This window comes from Adhaeribacter radiodurans, assembly GCF_014075995.1.
Classification (GTDB): Bacteria; Bacteroidota; Bacteroidia; order Cytophagales; family Hymenobacteraceae; genus Adhaeribacter; species Adhaeribacter radiodurans.
In genome coordinates this window covers 3,956,436-3,973,448 of sequence record NZ_CP055153.1, presented here as the reverse complement: position 1 = coordinate 3,973,448, position 17,013 = coordinate 3,956,436, and the positions used below count along the sequence as shown (strand labels likewise).

15 protein-coding genes are annotated in these 17,013 nt (G+C 40.9%); 10 read left to right on the top strand and 5 right to left on the bottom strand.

Going from position 1 to position 17,013, the window contains the following annotated elements; all coding sequences use genetic code 11:
• Window positions 1-132: 132 nt before the first annotated feature.
• Window positions 133-2,427, top strand: coding sequence for a polyphosphate kinase 1 (gene ppk1, locus HUW48_RS16055; RefSeq protein WP_182411919.1), 2,295 nt, complete (start codon window positions 133-135; stop codon window positions 2,425-2,427).
• 222 nt (window positions 2,428-2,649) lie between these two features.
• Here ppk1 and HUW48_RS16050 read toward each other — a convergent pair whose 3' ends face one another.
• Complete coding sequence (locus HUW48_RS16050) at window positions 2,650-3,537, bottom strand: Ppx/GppA phosphatase family protein (RefSeq protein WP_182411918.1); 888 nt, start codon at window positions 3,535-3,537, stop codon at window positions 2,650-2,652.
• Between the two features lie 401 nt (window positions 3,538-3,938).
• On the opposite strand from HUW48_RS16050, the gene HUW48_RS16045 reads away from it, so the two are divergent.
• Both HUW48_RS16045 and HUW48_RS16040 read left to right on the top strand, forming a co-directional pair.
• Window positions 3,939-4,787, top strand: a complete 849-nt coding sequence (locus HUW48_RS16045) for a hydroxymethylglutaryl-CoA lyase (RefSeq protein ID WP_182411917.1) — start codon at window positions 3,939-3,941, stop codon at window positions 4,785-4,787.
• 3 nt (window positions 4,788-4,790) lie between these two features.
• Complete coding sequence (locus HUW48_RS16040) at window positions 4,791-5,528, top strand: (Fe-S)-binding protein (protein ID WP_182411916.1); 738 nt, start codon at window positions 4,791-4,793, stop codon at window positions 5,526-5,528.
• 131 nt (window positions 5,529-5,659) lie between these two features.
• On the opposite strand, the gene dapA is transcribed toward HUW48_RS16040, so the two are convergent.
• Both dapA and ligA read right to left on the bottom strand, forming a co-directional pair.
• Complete coding sequence (gene dapA / locus HUW48_RS16035) at window positions 5,660-6,523, bottom strand: 4-hydroxy-tetrahydrodipicolinate synthase (RefSeq protein WP_182411915.1); 864 nt, start codon at window positions 6,521-6,523, stop codon at window positions 5,660-5,662.
• 190 nt (window positions 6,524-6,713) lie between these two features.
• The gene (ligA, locus tag HUW48_RS16030; RefSeq protein WP_182411914.1) at window positions 6,714-8,723 is read right to left on the bottom strand and encodes an NAD-dependent DNA ligase LigA; all 2,010 of its coding nucleotides are present in this window, start codon (window positions 8,721-8,723) and stop codon (window positions 6,714-6,716) included.
• Window positions 8,724-8,946: 223 nt separating this feature from the next.
• Here ligA and HUW48_RS16025 point away from each other — a divergent pair, with 223 nt between their 5' ends.
• Together HUW48_RS16025 and HUW48_RS16020 are read left to right on the top strand one after the other, a co-directional pair.
• Entirely contained in the window at window positions 8,947-9,216 is a 270-nt protein-coding gene (locus HUW48_RS16025; RefSeq protein ID WP_182411913.1) for a hypothetical protein, read from the top strand.
• Window positions 9,217-9,437: 221 nt separating this feature from the next.
• Window positions 9,438-9,785, top strand: coding sequence for a translation initiation factor (locus HUW48_RS16020; RefSeq protein ID WP_182411912.1), 348 nt, complete (start codon window positions 9,438-9,440; stop codon window positions 9,783-9,785).
• A 74-nt stretch (window positions 9,786-9,859) separates the two neighbouring features.
• Here HUW48_RS16020 and kdsB read toward each other — a convergent pair whose 3' ends face one another.
• The gene (gene kdsB, locus HUW48_RS16015) at window positions 9,860-10,597 is read right to left on the bottom strand and encodes a 3-deoxy-manno-octulosonate cytidylyltransferase (protein ID WP_182411911.1); all 738 of its coding nucleotides are present in this window, start codon (window positions 10,595-10,597) and stop codon (window positions 9,860-9,862) included.
• A gap of 234 nt (window positions 10,598-10,831) precedes the next feature.
• Here kdsB and HUW48_RS16010 point away from each other — a divergent pair, with 234 nt between their 5' ends.
• From HUW48_RS16010 to HUW48_RS15995, 4 genes are all read left to right on the top strand, one after another.
• Window positions 10,832-11,656 (top strand): DUF4905 domain-containing protein, encoded by an 825-nt coding sequence (locus HUW48_RS16010; protein ID WP_182411910.1) that lies wholly within the window; start codon window positions 10,832-10,834, stop codon window positions 11,654-11,656.
• An 11-nt stretch (window positions 11,657-11,667) separates the two neighbouring features.
• Window positions 11,668-12,663 carry a septal ring lytic transglycosylase RlpA family protein gene (locus tag HUW48_RS16005; protein WP_182411909.1) on the top strand — a complete coding sequence of 332 codons (996 nt, stop codon included), beginning with the start codon at window positions 11,668-11,670 and terminating at the stop codon, window positions 12,661-12,663.
• Between the two features lie 303 nt (window positions 12,664-12,966).
• Window positions 12,967-13,965, top strand: a complete 999-nt coding sequence (locus HUW48_RS16000; protein WP_182411908.1) for a septal ring lytic transglycosylase RlpA family protein — start codon at window positions 12,967-12,969, stop codon at window positions 13,963-13,965.
• Window positions 13,966-14,060: 95 nt separating this feature from the next.
• Window positions 14,061-14,840, top strand: a complete 780-nt coding sequence (locus tag HUW48_RS15995; RefSeq protein WP_182411907.1) for a TIGR02757 family protein — start codon at window positions 14,061-14,063, stop codon at window positions 14,838-14,840.
• A gap of 137 nt (window positions 14,841-14,977) precedes the next feature.
• Here HUW48_RS15995 and HUW48_RS15990 read toward each other — a convergent pair whose 3' ends face one another.
• Window positions 14,978-15,916 carry a DUF4097 family beta strand repeat-containing protein gene (locus tag HUW48_RS15990; RefSeq protein ID WP_182411906.1) on the bottom strand — a complete coding sequence of 313 codons (939 nt, stop codon included), beginning with the start codon at window positions 15,914-15,916 and terminating at the stop codon, window positions 14,978-14,980.
• Between the two features lie 511 nt (window positions 15,917-16,427).
• On the opposite strand from HUW48_RS15990, the gene HUW48_RS15985 reads away from it, so the two are divergent.
• Window positions 16,428-16,952 (top strand): AAA family ATPase, encoded by a 525-nt coding sequence (locus HUW48_RS15985; RefSeq protein WP_246343505.1) that lies wholly within the window; start codon window positions 16,428-16,430, stop codon window positions 16,950-16,952.
• Window positions 16,953-17,013 lie beyond the last annotated feature (61 nt).

Here is a 17,013-nt window from a genome sequence, read left to right as displayed (position 1 = left end):
TTATTTGCTTGTATTTTTAAATAAATTCGTAATTAGCACGATTGCCATAGCATTAAACCGCCGGCTTTTAAAAGCGTACTACAATAGGAAGAGAACGCGGCAAAAGCAGACATATACTTGTTGAAACGTACGATGAATCCAAATAAAATTTCTGACCAAATCCGTAAGAGTAAATACATCAGCCGCGACTTAAGTTGGCTGCGGTTTAATTACCGGGTGCTCGACCAGGTAAAAGATTCTTCTAAAAGCATCTTCGACCGCCTTAAGTTTTTGGCTATAACTTCTTCTAACCTCGATGAGTTTTTTATGATTCGGGTGGGAAGTTTATATAATTACATTGATTACGGCAAAGAACGGGTAGATTACTCGGGTTTGCGGGAGTTACCTTTCCGGAAAAAATTACTGGAATTAGCGCACCGGTTTGTAAACGATGCCTATTTAACTTTTAACGAAGAGCTTAAACCGCATTTCGAGAAAAACGGATTTGATATTTGTAAAATTGAAAGCTTAACCGAGGTAGAGCAAAAGAAAGTGGATAAGTATTTTAAAAATACAATTTATCCGCTTTTAACCCCCATGATGTATGATAATTACCATGGGTTTCCGTTGCTCATGAACCAAATATTGATCTTTGGGGTAATTACCAAAACCAACGACGAAATTAAAGCCCAGCATCGGCTTACCTTTGTGCAGATTCCCCCGAACTTATCGCGGTTCTACGAATTTCAGCGCAAAGAAAAAATTATCTTCGTACCCATCGAGGATATTATCCGTTGGCGCATCAAGAAGCTTTTCCGTAACGTCGAAATAGTATCCGTAGATTTATTCCGGATTACCCGTAATGGCGATTTTACCCTCGAAGAAAGCGATGATATTGATGCCGATTTTCTTCAGGAAATAAAAATAAAGTTAAAAACCCGGAAGAAAGGCCGAGTGGTACGGTTAGAAGTAGAAAGAAATACTTCGCCTTATTTAATGAAAGCTTTAAAGGAGCGATGGGCCATTGATAATGCTAATATCTTTACGGCTACTAACCTCATTGACCTGAAAGGGCTTTGGCAAATTATTAAGCACAACCAGTTTCGCGATAAATTATTTCGTCAACCTTCGCCGGTGCAGCCTTTTTCGTTGCCTTCGGATGAGAACGAAGATTTATTTGCGTATTTAAAAGAACGGGATGTTCTGTTGCACCATCCTTACAACAGCATTGAGCCAATGGTGCAGTTACTCGAAAAAGCGGCGGAAGATCCATACGTGCTGGGTATTAAGCAAACTATTTATCGTTTAGCCGATCAATCGCGGGTTACGGCGGCTTTGTTAAAAGCGGCCGAGAACGGGAAAAGCGTGTCGGTGTTATTTGAGGTAAAAGCCCGCTTTGACGAAGAACGCAACATTAAAGAAGGCGAACGACTGGAAAAGGCCGGTTGCTTTGTTATTTATGGGGTGAGTAAGTATAAAACCCACACCAAAATGATGATGATTATCCGGAAGGAGGATGAAAAAGTAACCCGGTACGTACACATTGGCAGCGGTAATTATAACGAACAAACGAGTAAATTATACACCGATATCAGCTTACTTACTACTAATGAGGTATACGCGCACGATGTTTCGGAATTTTTTAATGTAATTACCGGCCACTCCCTGCCCAACGATTACCAATATTTAATTACGGCGCCGAAAGACATGCGGCACCAGATTGCCGAGCTTATTCGCACCGAAGCCCGTAATGCCCGCCGGGGATTACCCAGCGGCATTGTAATGAAAATGAATTCGCTGGAAGATAAAGAAATAATTGACGAATTATACAAGGCGTCTAAAGCGGGTGTTCCTATCCGGTTAATTGTACGGGGCATTTGTTGTTTGCGGCCCGGCCGTAAATCGTTGAGCGAAAATATTTCGGTTTCGTCTATTGTGGGAGAATACCTGGAACATACCCGTTTATTCTATTTCCATAACAACAACGATCCAAAAGTATTGGGAGGAAGTGCCGATATTATGGTGCGGAGTTTTGATCGCCGCATTGAGGCTTTATTCCTGATTGTGGACGAACAACTCAAAAAAGAAGCGATAACTATCCTGAAGTATAATTTAAAAGATAACCAAAATACCTATGTAATGCGCGAGGACGGAGCGTACATTAAAAAACAGGAAACCGACGAAGTATTTAACCTGCACCAAGAGTTTTATAAATTAACGCCTGAGAAATTAGTAGATAGTTTTTCTTTACAGCAGTATTTACAGCAAGCGGTAACGGTTCCTGCACCAAAAGTTACAGATGCTAAAAATGTTCGCCAAGCCCAGTTAGTATCGGATGATGAATTAGGTTCCGACGAAGATTCTTTATTATCAATGGATGAAACTTCGCTTTCGATTGAAGAAATAGAAGCTGCTGCCAATCCTGAACCTCAGGCAGATTTGGATTAGTAAACGTATAAATTCTAAAAGAAGAATTACACAAAAAAGGCACGAGTGAAAAATCGTGCCTTTTTTGTGTTTCAACAAAGTTTGAATAAAGTTATACCCAATGTAAGCAGTAGTTGTATAACAGACTTTGATGTTGTTCTTTGGAGTCTTTCCAAGTCTCCAAAGAAAACGCTTACTAGCAAGCAAAATCTAGGATAGTTCTTTAATACGATTTATTAAATATTAAACGGTTGTTAATTCCGCTTTATGCTTCTCGTAAAGAGCTTGCAACATACCATCTTTTAAGCCAACTGTAGGAACCAACATACTTTCTACCCGGGCCCAATTCATCGCCGAAAGGTAAATACGCGCGGCAGGTACAATTACATCGGCCCGGTCGGGGTTGAGTAGTAAAACACTTTGCCGTTCTTCCATTGTCATATTCTCCAACTGATCCACAATTTCTTCTATTTGCTTTTTGAAAATAGGTTTACCGCTGGTTTTGCCAGCTAGCTCATAAATTTTATTAATATTACCACCCGTACCAATGGCGCGGGTAACCTGGTTTTTATGCGTATTATTTTTTACCCATTCTTTCATTACTTCCCACATTTCGCTCCGGCCATTATGCTGTAGTTGCCGGATGGAGCCCAGTTCAAAAGACTGAGAAGATATTTTTTGGTGATCGACGTACACGTTAAACTCAGTACTGCCGCCGCCAACATCAATATGCAGGTAATTTTTGTCATCAAGTAAATTATGAATTACTTTATTTATGTATTCGGCTTCACTAAAACCATCAATCACCTCAATTTGCACGTCTAGCAAATCGTACACCCGCTTAATTATTTCCGGGGCATTTTGGGCCATGCGCATGGCTGAGGTAGCACAAACTAAGTAATGTTCTACTTCGTGCACCTCCATGAGTAATTTAAGGGCGTGCAGAAATTTAATAAATTTAATTTCGCGGGCTTCGGAAATAATACCGGTAGCAAATACATCCTGTCCCAGCTTCATGGGGTAACGTATGTATTCCAGTCGCTTAAAAATGGGCTTTCCTTCGTAAATAAATACGTTGGAAATCTGACACCGAATGGCATTCGAACCAATATCTATCGCAGCAATTTTCAATTTGATTGAGTAATTTGATGATAAAAGATGTTTCAAAGATAGTAAATGCCGTCTTATTTGATTAAACTAAGTCTGTTTACCTATTTTGTTTTACTCCTGAAATTGAAGAAATCGAGCTTACTACCTTAACTTTTGTAGAATTGTACGAACTGTAGTCATATAAATTCGGAAGATTTATTATTTACTTAAAGCAAATTTATTCGTGGCAGAAAGGAATTTTGTAAACATGGAATTGAATAAGTAAGTGGACATAAATAGCTTTATATATTAAATGCCAGATTATTGTAGAAAGGTTTAGAACTTCAATTATTTAATCACACAATAGTCTAGCATCTATTATCTTGATATTAATGTCTCTTTGCATATATTTTAGTAAATTGATACTGGAATGCAGCCCACTTATGAAAATAGTTGAATGCCCCCGCGATGCCACGCAGGGAATAAAAAGTAAAATTGCTACGGAGCTAAAAATTACTTATTTGCAGCATTTGCTGGCGGTAGGTTTTCATACTTTAGATTTTGGAAGTTATGTGTCGGCGAAAGCAATTCCGCAGATGGCAGATACACCGCAAGTGCTGGATGCTCTGGATTTAAGCTATACTTCTACTAAATTGCTGGCGATTGTGGCAAATTTACGGGGTGCAGAACAAGCCGCTGTGCAGGAAAAAATTTCTTATTTGGGTTTTCCTTTATCCTTGTCCGAAACGTTTCAGCAGCGTAATACCCGCAAATCCATTACCGAAGCTTTCACCGAATTAGCCCGCATTCAGGATCTATGTCTGCAACGAAATAAAACTTTAGTTACGTATTTATCCATGGGTTTCGGCAATCCTTATCAAGACCCCTGGAGTGCCGAAACAGTACTTAATTTTGCACAAAAACTATCTAATTTAGGCATACAAATTATATCTCTTTCCGATACCGTAGGCCTAGCCCAACCAGCTACTATTCAATACCTATTTCAAAATCTAATTCCGGCCTTTCCGCAGATTGAATTTGGGGCTCATTTGCACGTACAACCATTAAACTGGCTGGATAAAGTAAAAGCTGCTTATAATGCCGGATGTACCCGATTCGATGGAGCTTTAAAAGGATTTGGTGGTTGCCCTATGGCCTCCGATAAGCTTACTGGCAACATGGCCACAGAAAATTTGGTCACCTATTTTGAAAATATTGGCGTACCTTTGAATTTTAATAAAAAAGCATTTGAAACGGCGCTGACCCTAGCCGGAACTGTCTTTACTTCCTGAGAAATGGCGAAACCTGTAGTTGATATATTTATTCCTTGTTTTGTTGACCAATTGTACCCCGAAACCGGTATAAATATGGTAAAAGTGCTCGAAAGAGTAGGGTGTGAGGTACGGTATAATCCGAATCAAACGTGTTGCGGGCAACCCGCCTATAATGCCGGTTTTTTAGACGAAAGCTGTCAGGTGGCACATAAATTTCTAGATGACTTTTCCGCCGAAAATACCGATTATATTGTAAGTCCCTCGGCATCTTGCGTGGGTATGATACGCAATGCTTACACCGACATGTTCGTGACTACGTCTAAGTTTATTAACTACCGGAACATGGAACGCAAGGTATTTGAATTGACTGAGTTTTTGGTAGATGTTTTACTAATTGATACCATTCCGGGCGCTCGCCTGGATGGATCGATTACGTATCATGATTCGTGCAGTGCTTTGCGGGAATGCGGCATTAAAGAAGCGCCCCGGCGTTTGTTACAGAATGTTACCGGGTTAAACTTAATAGAAATGCCCGAAACGGATACTTGTTGTGGGTTCGGTGGTACTTTCGCAGTTAAATTTGAATCTATTTCAACGGCTATGGCCGAGCAAAAAGTAGAAAACGCTTTAAGTACGGGAGCCAAATACATTGTTTCTACGGATACGAGTTGCCTCATGCACCTGGACGGATATATAAAACGCAATAACAAACCCATTAAAACCATGCACATCGCCGATGTGTTGGCGAGTGGCTGGTAAAGAAATTACTTTTTCTGTTATTTAAACTAAAAAGGCCTGGTTATTTAAATAACCAGGCCTTTTTAGTGTGATACTGAAAGGTAAATAGTTTAAGCTTCAGCTAAAATGTGATTACTTCTTCATAAACCCGGTTAAAGCAACTTCTGTAGTTTGGATTTTAAAGCCATAGTAGCATCTACCAGCGGTAAACGCACATGAGGCTGAGCGATTCCGAGCATTTCTAATATTGCTTTTACTCCTACCGGATTGCTTTCTTCGTACATTAACGGATTAATATCAACAAAATCGAAAAGAAGTTTAGTAGCTTCCGGAAAGTTATTGTCTAAGGCTAACTTTACCATTTTGCTAAACTTTTCCGGGAATGCATTTGCCAAAACCGATATTACTCCTTCGGCACCAAACGAAATCATAGGCACGGTTAGCAAATCGTCGCCGCTAATTAACATAAAATCAGCGGATTTGTGTTTTGCCAGTTGCAAACATTGTTCTAAGTTACCGGAAGCTTCTTTTATGCCAATAATGTTAGGGTGCTTGGCTAATTTAAGGGTAGTTTCGGCAGTTACGTTACTGGCCGTTCGGCCGGGAACGTTATACAATATTACGGGTACCGGGCAAGCATCGGCAAGCTGAATATAATGCTGGTAAAGACCTTGCTGCGAAGGTTTATTGTAATAAGGGCTAACAGATAGAATTGCCTGAATTCCGGAAAAATCAGTCTTTTTAATAGTTTCTACAAGACTTCTGGTGTCATTACTGCCGACGCCGTAAACCAAGGGGAGTTTACCTTGTGTAAAATCTTTAACAAAAGCCAGAATTTGTTCTTTTTCCGCATCCGTAGTTGTCGGCGATTCTGCGGTAGTGCCGTTTACCACCAGGTAATCAACTCCACCTTGTACGGTAAAATGAAGCAGCTTTTTTAAGCTATCGAAATCAATAGCTAAGTCCTGGGTGAAAGGGGTAATAAGGGCTACTCCGGTGCCGCGTAAACTTTTCATGCGTTAAAATTTGAAAAAAAAGCTACTCTATTCAAGCTTCTTCTTTCAAAAGTACGGAGTGCCTGAAATATTTCAAAGTATAAAATCCTTGCTGGTAACATTTATGCGAATAAAGAATAAGCTTTGTAATAAAAAAATACCGCTATAAGCTGTTTATAACAGGTTCATAAGCAATACAGAACAGTTAAACTTAGGCAATCATTTCCAGGAATTCAGCTTCAGAAATTATTTTAATACCTAACTCATTGGCTTTTTCCAGTTTAGCGGGTCCCATTTTGTCGCCGGCTACCAGGTACGATAATTTCTTTGATATCGAACTAACCACTTTACCGCCGTTTTGGGTGATTAAATCTTGTATTTCGTCGCGGCTGTGGGTTTCAAATACTCCCGAAATAACAAAGGTAAGGCCGGTTAACTTGGTAGAGGCTTCTGTTTTATTTACTTTTTCTTCCCGGCTAAATTGTAAACCAGCTGCTTTTAAGCGTTCGAGCAGCTGTAAGTTATCTTCCGTTTTAAAATAACTCAAAATAGAAAGTGCAATGCGGTCGCCAATTTCGGGCACGCTAATCAAATCTTCGTAACTAGCCGCCTGCAGAGTCTCAATGCTGGCAAACCGATCGGCAATTTTACGGGCTATCGTACTGCCCACAAACCGGATACCTATGGCAAACAATACCCGATCGTAAGGAACCTCTTTTGATTTTTCGATACCGGTTAAAAGGTTGTTAACAGATTTTTCGCCTAAGCGCTCCAGATGCACCAATTGCTCAAACCGAAGATCGTACAGGTCGGCTACGTTGCGCACTAAACCTTCTTCGTAGAGTTGCTCAATAGTTTCAGGACCCAGGTTCTCGATGTTCATGGCCCGGCGGGTAATAAAATGTTCAATTTTAGCCTTAATCTGCGGAGGGCAGCCAGTATCGTTAGGGCAATAAAAATGGGCTTCGCCTTCGGTACGCACCAATGGGGTACCGCAGGCGGGGCAAGTATCGCGGTATTTTACCGGTTGGCTATCGGGTAAGCGCTGGCTTTTATCTACGCCCGTTATTTTAGGAATAATTTCTCCGCCTTTTTCTACGAACAACACATCCCCTTCGTGAATATCTAAGCGCAAAATTTCGTTGGCATTGTGCAGGGAGGCCCGTTTAACGGTAGTACCGGCCAGTTGCACGGGTTCTAACAAAGCTACGGGCGTAACGGCTCCGGTGCGGCCTACCTGGTACCGGATACTTTGCAGGCGCGAAGAAGCGCTCATGGCCTTGTATTTATACGCAATGGCCCAACGAGGGCTCTTTGCTGTATAGCCTAATTCTTCTTGCTGATGAAAATTATTTACTTTTATTACAATGCCATCGGTGGCAATGGGCAAAGTAAAGCGTTTGGTTTCCCATTCGTTTATATAAGCCAGAACTTCCTCCAGGGTGGCACACTTGCGATACGTATCTGATACCGGAAAACCCCAGCGTTGCAAAGCTTCCAGCGACTCGGAATGCGTATCAAAAGGCAAAGGTTGCGCCAGCAAACTATACATAAAACAACTGAGTTTACGCTTGGCTACCACCGAGGAATCTTGCAGTTTTAAAGTACCCGAAGTAGCATTACGAGGGTTGGCCAGTAATATTTCTCCTGATTCTTCCCGCTCCACGTTTAGTTTCTGGAAAACCGAGAAAGGCATAAAAGCTTCGCCGCGTACTTCAAATTCAGTTGGATAATCACCTGCTTGCAAATGCAGGGGTAGCGCCCGAATGGTGCGGATATTTTGAGTAATATCATCGCCGCGGGTACCATCGCCCCGGGTAACCCCCATAGCTAATTCACCATTCTGATAGGTTAAACTAATGGCAACCCCATCAAATTTTTGTTCGCAAATGTATTCAAAGTCGCCTTCCAATACTTTTCGTACCCGTTTGTCAAATTCCCGCAAGTCTTCTTCGGAGTACGTATTGCTCAACGAGAGCATGGGATATTTGTGAAAAACAGCATTAAAGGTTTTCGTAACGGTGCCACCCACCCGTTGGGTAGGGGAGTTCGGTAAACGATATTGCGGGTATTCTTTCTCTAAGCGAATAAGCTCGTCGAGCAGCATGTCGAAATCGTAATCGCTTATTTCGGAAATGCTGTTTTGGTAATATTGATAATTTAAATAGTGAATGCGTTGCGTAAGTTCCTGAATACGGGCCTGTGCCTGAAGTTCGTCCATAATGCCAGTGCGGTTTAGCTGGTAAAACTACGAATCCTGCGCTTATTTTGGTAGCCGCTCACCCCTAAAATTAAAAAAGCTGCTTGTAGGCAGCTTTAATCATAAGTTTACACAGAAGCTGATTCATCTTACGAATAATAGTAAAAATATGGCCCATGTTGGTGTCTTCACCCTATCCGACCGGCTAAGGAATTAAAAGGCGGATCCTGGTTGTTTTTGGGGCATGGAACAAGCAGCGCACAGGAGCAGCAGTGTGTCCGAAGAGGAAGTTTTAGCTCGATTAAGCCTTCTCTTTGACCAACCAGCCTTGAAGCAACTAGCCCGGCAGAGTCGTTTTATTGAGCCGAGCAGCTCGCGGCTGAGTGACTGGATGTTTTTGCCGTTGCTCCTGTTAATGGAATCCACCGGCAAGGAGTTTAGCTTAAGCCAGATGTGGGAACAACTGTTTGACAGGCATGGCGTAGTGAAGAGTAAACAATCGCTGAACCAATGACTCGATTTTAAGGCCTTCCTTAACTTCGATTCTTTATCTTTTTATCTGCACCAAGTACTCGATAATATCAATACTAAATATTTGATTATTTTTGACTGACTACTTAGGTAAATTTTGAAGATGCTAAACAGCTTCGAAGCTAAAATAAAAAGGCCCTTACCTGATAGTAAAAAAATAATAATAAAAACGTACAACCCAGCACATAAAACTTAAAACCTAAAATGGCGGATAAAAACAAAAAAGGACGGCAAGGAGTAGTTTTCTCCACCGATCCCGAATTCAAATACGAATATGAGCAAGAGGAGCAGGTAACTACCTTGCCGCCACAGCAACAAAATTTAAAAGTACAACTCGATAAAAAAGCCCGGGCTGGTAAACAGGTAACCTTAGTAACAGGTTTTGTTGGCTCCGAAGAAGATTTAAAAGAATTAGGTAAATTATTAAAAAATAAGTGCGGCGTAGGCGGTACCATTAAAGACCAGGAAATTGTTATTCAAGGCGATTTCCGCGATAAAGTTTTGCAAATTCTTACCCAGGCAAATTACAAAGCGAAAAAGGTTGGCAATTAACCAGCTGGCAAAATTTATATCCTTGGCTTTAAGAACGACTTATACTTTATTTTAGAAAATTAAAATTTACCCATTTATCCTTTTTGTTGCAAAACTTTTTCTAAATCGTCGGGAGTATCAATACCAAAGGTTTCCTGGTAGGTTACAGCAACTGAAATTTTAAAACCATTCTCCAGCCAGCGCAATTGCTCCAGTGATTCTGCTTTTTCCAAAGGTGAGGGAGGAAGCTGCGTAATTTGCTCTAGAATGTCGGAGCGGTAGCCGTAAATGCCAAGGTGTTTATAATATAAATGTTTTACGGCCCAGGTGCTTTCTTCCGCGCCGCGCAAATACGGAATGGGGTGGCGACTAAAGTAAATCGCTTCCTGATGTTGGTTAATAACCACCTTGGGCGAGTTCGGGTTAAATAATTCAATAGTGGTTTCAATTGGTTTAACCAGCGTAGCCAATTGGGTACCTGGGTTTTCGAAACAGGAAATAAGTAAATTAATTTGTTCCGGCTGAATAAAAGGTTCGTCGCCCTGGATATTAACTACAAAATCGTGGGGTACATTGTAGCGGGTATAGGCCTCAAAACAACGGTCGGTGCCACTTTGGTGATGGCTTGCTGTTAAAATAGCTTCCCCGCCAAATCGCTGTACTTCCGCCAAAATCCGTTCATCGTCGGTAGCTACCAAAACTTTAGATAACCTTGCCTGGCTGGCTTGTTCGTACACCCTTTGAATCATGGTTTTGCCCTGGATAGACACTAAAGGTTTTCCCGGAAACCGGGTAGAAGCATAACGGGCCGGAATAATACCGATTATTTCCATTTATGAATTATCGTAAAATTTTAACGAAGTAAATCTAAAAAATACCTCCGCAATTTAAGTTAAGTTTGGGCAAAAGAAGCGGTTCTTCTGTCCAAAAAGTAAATTTAGTAATTCTTTCTTCAGTTATCCGTTAGGTGTCTTAACCAGATTATCTCAAAATTTAAAGCCTCGCTTTCCAATAGATTTTTTACCTTTGCAACACCAGGTAGTTGGTTGTTCTGGTCCGTTATTCTTTTGAAAGTTACTATTCCGCAAAAACAGTTTTCGCTTACGTTTGAAGCGCCAATCTGGCAAATAAAGCCAGATTATGAACAAAATTTGCTGGTATTAGAGCTACGAAACAGTGATCGGTTGCAAGTGGAATTTGCAGTTCTGGATTTAAGTACGGGTCAGATAGTAGGCCCTTTCCGGTTGCCCGAAAACTGGTGGATTGGTTTGGAAGAAGCTTCGGGAGGAGTATTGTACCTGCATGGTTTTGGAAATCGGGCAATTGGTACTCACCAGGGAATCACGGCCATAACGGCTGATTCGTTTCAGGTTAAGTGGCAACACGAGCAAGTGGTTTTTTACGGATTTGCTAATAATTCCCGGATTTTGGCCCGGCCGGTTAAAACAGAACAGGATCGTTTACTGGCTGTAGATGCTCAAACCGGTGCCATTCTGGAAAAAGATATTACACCAAAAGAAGCACAGGCCGCAATAGCTAGGTTTAATCGCTTACGGACCGTTGGTAGTAACTTTCCGGTTCATCATCCGGCTACTAGCGAGCATTTTGCTTTGCTGAGTCAGTTTATTCTTTCCCGTTCTGGGCGGCAGGCTCATGGCGCTATTGATTATTTGGAAACCGAAAAATTTCTAATTTTAGGTTATTACGAGTTAATAGCTGAGAGTAAGTGGCAAAATATTTTAGGCGTTTACTCCGCCGTCGATGGCTTGATGCTGTTGGAAGAAGTATTAGTATCTATTGGTTCCGGTTTGAGTCAGGATGCATTTTTTATAGTTAATAATACGCTGCTGTTTATTAAAGAAAAAAATACACTGGTAGGGTATTCCGTTTAATGATTATGGTTATGATGAAGGTTTTAGTAGCGGCTTTATTTTCGCTGGGAGCAGTTTCTGTTTGTAATGCCGGTCAGGCAACCCCGTTGGATACAGTAAAAGTGGAGGCTCCTAACGGCAATCAGGTAATCCGGCATCAGGTACAAGCGAAAGAAACAATTTTTTCTGTTTCACGGAAATACGGCGTTGCTGTTTCCAAAATTAAGCAAGCTAATCCGGGTTTAACCACGCTGCTGGTGGGACAGGTAATATTTGTTCCAATGCCTGTGGTAAAAGGTAATCCGGCTAAAACAGTAAATCAAATTAAAACACCGGTTAAAACAGAGCCAAAAGGTAAATCGGTTAGTACTAAGCCTGCCGGACCAGCTCTGTTTGACGGACAAGGAAATCAGGTACATAAGGTAGATAGCAAACAAACCTTATTCTCTATTGCCCGCCAATATGGGATAAGCGTTGCCGACTTAAAAAAATGGAATAATCTGCCGGACGATAACGTACACGATAATCAAACTTTAATTGTAAAACCCCAGGCAGTTGCCACAAAAGCAGTAGCTAATTCTGCGGTAATGCCAGTAAGTCCGGTTAAACCCGAAGAAGCTACTTTAACGCAAGCGCCGGTAGTTGTTTCTCGTCCGGAAACAGTACCAACCGATAACCCCGCTGTTCGCCACGACGACAACATTGACGCAGATGCTCCCAAGGTAACTATATCGCGGATAACGGAAAGTGGCCTGGCCGAATTAATCAGCGAAGGTAGACCGGGTAATAAGTACCTGGCTTTGCATAAAACTGCGCCTGTAGGCTCTTTTATTACAGTTCGTAACCTGATGAATAACCAGGCGGTTTCGGTGCGGGTAATAGGTAAACTACCCGATATTGGTTCGAATGATAAAGTAATCGTTAAAGTTTCGAAACGAGCTTACCAACGCCTCGGAGCTTTAGACAACCGCTTTATGGTAGAAGTGCAGTACGAAGTAGCCGATAAAATCCTGTCTTCTAATCAGTAAGCTTTTTGTTATTTCCGGATTTTAGGAATAAGATTTATTTTTCTTGTTCATAGAATATTTTTTTTATATAATTTAAATTTTCTGTTAATATTTTCTAATCATCAGCAGAAATCTTTTTCTTCTATCTGAAATCTTCTCTATTACCTAGCTGACTTAAATAGTAATAATTAGCAGAATCCTTAACCCAAATGTGGATAAATCTTTCTGGAAAATATAGGCTGGCAATAAAAGTAAATTTTTTTATCCGGGGCGAAAGGTTAAATTTGAAATAAGAAAGAAACTTCAGCCCGTTAGAATATTAGTATGATTAAAGGTTTTTTGGCCGCAGTTTTTACTTGCGGTTTCATTCAGGTTGCCCAAGCCGCTACTCCGGCATTAGTAGATTCGGTAGGTACAGTTGTTAAAAATGGTAAAAGCTTCACCGTTCATAAAGTAGCCCCTAAAGAAACAATTTATGCTTTAGCGCGTCGCTACGGTGTTTCGGTTACCCAAGTACAACAAGCTAATCCGGGAGTAACCTCTTTAGTAGTAGGGCAAACGGTTTTTGTTCCCAGTCGCGGTATAGCTTCTTCTGCCCAAAGTACTTCGCCGGTAATTAGTCAACAAAAAGAAGCTTCTGCTTCGGTGCCTACTAGTCCTGGAATAACCAGCCCAACAACAGGAAACGAAAGTAGTAATGGAAATAAAGTGCACCAGGTAGGAGCCCGCCAGACTTTGTATTCCATTGCCCGGCAATATAATGTAAGCACCTCTGATATTAAAAAATGGAATAATTTAGCTTCCGACGATCTGCAGGAAGGCCAAAGTTTAGTGGTGGCGCCTCCGGTTACTAGCTCCGGAACAAGTACTTCCAGTCCGGTGACCATTGCAGATGAGGAAAAAGCAGAAGAAAAGGTTGTAAGTACTACGCCAACAGCCAGCACAAAGCCTGTTACCCGCCGGGAAGAAATTAAATCGGCTACTGCTTCGGTGGCAACCCGGGATAATTCGGATGTAAAAGAAGAACGTACCGAAACCCGCTACACCGAAAACTTAAGCCGGATTTCGGAAAGCGGGATGGCAGAAATAATGGACAAAGCAGAAGGCAATAAATATTTAGCCTTGCATAAAACCGCTCCGGTGGGTACTATTTTGCAAGTGAAAAATACCTTAAATAACCAAAGTGTGTACGTACGGGTAAGTGGTAAATTACCTGAAAACAGTACCAACGATAGAGTTATTATTCGAGTATCAAAGCGAGCCTACCAGAAACTTGCCGCCTCCGACAGCCGCTTTCAGGTAGAAGTTAATTACATGCCTTAATAGTATTTACTTTTTAATTTTAGTTAACTCTGCCTAAGCTTCCATTCCGGAGATTTAGGCAGAGTTATTTTTTAGTTTTTTATTAAAAATAAACCATGTTGCCTTTCCAGGAGCTCTATTCGTTGCTCGAACATAATTATGAGAAATTTAACCGGTCAAATTTTATTGCCGATGACCCAATTTCTATTCCACGTAAGTTTACCTGCAAGCAGGATATTGAAATAAGTGGTTTGTTTGCGGCCATGCTGGCCTGGGGGCAGCGGAAAACTATTATAGCGAAATGTAACGAGCTCATGCAACGCTTCGACCAAGTGCCTTATGATTTTATTTTAAATCACCAGGACTCGGACCTGAAAGCTTTACTGGGCTTTAAACACCGGACTTTTAACGATACCGATTTACTTTATTTGGTTTACTTTTTAAACCAGTTTTATCAGCAGCACGATTCTTTAGAGTTAGCTTTTGTAGGTTCAGATTCCATTAAAATTTATAATCAGAAGGATAGGCTGGAATACTTTCATAATCTGATGTTTTCTATACCCGAAGCACCTAACCGCACCAAAAAGCATATTTCTACTCCTGCCCGTAAATCAGCTTGTAAACGAATTAATATGTATTTGCGCTGGATGGTACGCCAGGATAACAATGGAGTAGATTTTGGGATTTGGAAACACATGCGACCCGCCGATTTAATTTGCCCCTGCGATGTACACGTGGATCGGGTAGCCCGCCGTTTAGGTTTAATTACCCGTCCTCAAACCGATTGGCAAACTGCCGTTGAACTTACCGCCAAACTTCAGGAATTGGACCCGCTTGATCCGGTAAAGTATGATTTTGCTTTGTTTGGCTTGGGTGTAGAAGAACGATATAGTTAAATATTCTTAATTTGATACTTTAGGTAAAGGTTCTTCAAGCCTTAATATGATTTATTGTTTTAAATCTAGAAATAAAAAGAAAATGCCGTCTATGCGTATACCAGCATTTTCTTTTAAGAAATGATTTCAGATTATTACTACATGCGGTAAGACAGTTCAGTAGTACCGCCTGAGGTGCTCATTTTTACCGGAATACCACCGCCATTTACGGTTCCTTTTACCCTTCGCGTATCAGAAGTGCCATTAAAATTAGTTAAAGCAGTTTTTACCCGGTTGCCTTCTAAATCTAAATCTAAACCTTTACCGCCGGGTACAGTAGCGTGAACGGAACCACCACTGGTTTCCAAAGTTAAATATTTGCCTAAGCGTTGTACTTCCGCGTGAATGCTACCGCCGCTGGTGTGGGCATCAATATCGCCGGCTACTTTATCCAGGTGAATGCTACCACCGCTGGTATGTACTTTCAGTCTACCACTGGCATCGTCTACGTTAATAGAGCCACCGCTGGTTTTAGCATCCAGGTCGCCTTGGTAATTAGCCAGGTTAATACTACCGCCAGATGTATTAGCATCCATGTTGCCTTTTATGTTCTTAAAGGCCAGACTTCCGCCGCTGGTTTCTACTTGTTGTTCTCCGGTTACCGATTCTAAACTAATGCTGCCGCCGCTGGTGCGCAGGTTACAAGCCATTTGCTGGGGTATCTCTATTTCAAAACCAATGTTCAGACCATTTTCATTATTCCAGCCTCTTTCTTTGCGCTCGGCAATGGCGTAAATAGTATTACCTTCCTGCCGAACGTCGATGGTGTATTTGGCTAAAGCTTCGGGCGAGGGCGCTTCCATACGTCGCTTCCAATTAGATGGGGTTACAAATACCATTACTTTTACCTGGTTGCCCGAACCGCCCGTAACTTTAATGCTTCCACCTGAAGTTTTAGCCTGTAATTTACCGGCTCCGTTTAAAGTAAATTCTTTTACCTGGAACGGTTTTTTATCGTCGGCCATGCTTTTAAAGGCCGTAAATAAACCAACAATCGCGAAAGTCAGAATCAAGAAAATTCCTGTAATTTTTTTCATAGCAGTTAAGTTTAATAGATTGATTAAATAGTAGATGTTGCTTAGATGCAGAAGGTTGCCTGATTACACAAGCTTCCTGGTTTATTAGTTGGGTATTAATAAAAGTTAATCAAATCAGTATGGTATCCAATACTAATCAGGAATAAAGAATAGGTAAAATAAATCATATAAACTTAAAACCAGCCGAAGCTACATTGTTCAGTAACAGAAATTTACTAAAAAAATGGATGTAATTATGGATAGTAGGGATCTTAAATTCAAAAACTTTATTCGGATTTATCAAGAGAAGAGCGGCCAACTTAGTAATGATTTTAATTAACAGAATTTAAGATTCCAGTTTGTAAAACTAAGTCCATAACGTAATAATAGATTTTTGTGAATAATGAAGATTAATTTTTCGGTTATCTCTGGGCTTTTAACATTTCAGCTTTGTAAGGCGTAATACTTTCATCTTTTGCTTTGTAAATAAAAATTAGCATGTTTAAGCTAGTAACTTATAAATCTCGAATCATTGCCTCAAAAAACAATTACGATTGGCATTACCGGACCAGAATCAACGGGGAAATCTACCTTAGCCGAGCAACTTGCAAATTATTACGGAGCCATTTGGGTGCCAGAATACGCCCGCGAATACTTAGCTAATTTGCACCGACCTTACACGCAGGCGGATGTAGAAAATATTGCAAAGGAGCAGCTAGCCCGGATGAATAAAGCTCTGGAACAAGCACCCAAGCTTATTTTTTTTGATACTGAACTGATAGTGCTAAAAATTTGGCTGGAAAATGTGTATAGTACCAGTCCGGTTTGGCTACAAGAAGCTATTAAGCAACAAAATATAGATTTGTACTTGCTGATGGACATAGATTTGCCTTGGGAACCAGATCCACAACGCGAACACCCGCATTTGCGGCAGTTTTTTTTTGATTGGTACCAACGCGAATTACTAAATCATAAATTTAACTTTGTAACAATTTCCGGTTCTTACCACGATCGGTTTGAAGTTGCTCGCCAGCAGATAGATAAACTTGTATTGTAAAGCTAAGTTGCTTGTTGTTTTTAAAGCAACTTAATTTAGTAATTAAATAAGCTACCCAGGC

Excerpts from the sequence above, each read along its gene's own strand:
- HUW48_RS16000 (WP_182411908.1), top strand. The coding sequence starts at position 12,967 with ATGATTAAAGGTTTTTTGGCCGCAGTTTTTACTTGCGGTTTCATTCAG.
- ligA (WP_182411914.1), bottom strand. The coding sequence starts at position 8,723 with ATGGACGAACTTCAGGCACAGGCCCGTATTCAGGAACTTACGCAACGC.
- HUW48_RS16020 (WP_182411912.1), top strand. The coding sequence starts at position 9,438 with ATGGCGGATAAAAACAAAAAAGGACGGCAAGGAGTAGTTTTCTCCACC.
- HUW48_RS16040 (WP_182411916.1), top strand. The coding sequence starts at position 4,791 with ATGGCGAAACCTGTAGTTGATATATTTATTCCTTGTTTTGTTGACCAA.
- HUW48_RS16005 (WP_182411909.1), top strand. The coding sequence starts at position 11,668 with ATGATGAAGGTTTTAGTAGCGGCTTTATTTTCGCTGGGAGCAGTTTCT.
- HUW48_RS15990 (WP_182411906.1), bottom strand. The coding sequence starts at position 15,916 with ATGAAAAAAATTACAGGAATTTTCTTGATTCTGACTTTCGCGATTGTT.
- HUW48_RS15995 (WP_182411907.1), top strand. The coding sequence starts at position 14,061 with ATGTTGCCTTTCCAGGAGCTCTATTCGTTGCTCGAACATAATTATGAG.
- kdsB (WP_182411911.1), bottom strand. The coding sequence starts at position 10,597 with ATGGAAATAATCGGTATTATTCCGGCCCGTTATGCTTCTACCCGGTTT.
- HUW48_RS16025 (WP_182411913.1), top strand. The coding sequence starts at position 8,947 with ATGGAACAAGCAGCGCACAGGAGCAGCAGTGTGTCCGAAGAGGAAGTT.
- ppk1 (WP_182411919.1), top strand. The coding sequence starts at position 133 with ATGAATCCAAATAAAATTTCTGACCAAATCCGTAAGAGTAAATACATC.
- dapA (WP_182411915.1), bottom strand. The coding sequence starts at position 6,523 with ATGAAAAGTTTACGCGGCACCGGAGTAGCCCTTATTACCCCTTTCACC.
- HUW48_RS16045 (WP_182411917.1), top strand. The coding sequence starts at position 3,939 with ATGAAAATAGTTGAATGCCCCCGCGATGCCACGCAGGGAATAAAAAGT.